Here is a 376-nt window from a genome sequence, read left to right as displayed (position 1 = left end):
CCGCCGAAATCGGCTGCGGTTCCGGCTCGGCCGGTTTCGGCGGCGACATCGCCACCACCGGCGCGGTAACGACCCGGTTCTGTTCGTCACTCGTCTCGGCCTGGTCACGCCGCTTGTTGGCGACACCGCGGCCGAAGTGCGTCAGCTGGAAATTGTCCGAGGCGGCACGCTTGGCCAGGGTGTGCAGGAAGCCCAGGGTGTTCTTGACCTTGCCGGCATCGACCCGCCCAGCGGCTTCGTCGATCACCGCCTGCTGCATCTCGGTCGACAACCCCGTCAGTAGGAACGTGACCGATTCCCGCTCGTCGGCAGTCAGTTCTAGCGGCCAGCTCCAGACCAGCGAGGTGTCGCCCGGCTCGCGCGCGGTGGTTTTACA

General features: G+C 66.8%; 1 protein-coding gene. It reads right to left on the bottom strand.

The window, feature by feature from the left end; translation table 11 throughout:
• Positions 1–376: hypothetical protein (locus CCD76_RS20145; RefSeq protein WP_179208986.1), on the bottom strand; the 376-nt coding region annotated here is incomplete at both ends.

Source organism: Salinicola salarius (assembly GCF_002179555.1).
Lineage (GTDB): Bacteria > Pseudomonadota > Gammaproteobacteria > Pseudomonadales > Halomonadaceae > Salinicola > Salinicola salarius_A.
The sequence above is the reverse complement of the archived record's forward strand: the minus strand, read 5'-3'. Positions and strand labels throughout refer to the sequence as shown.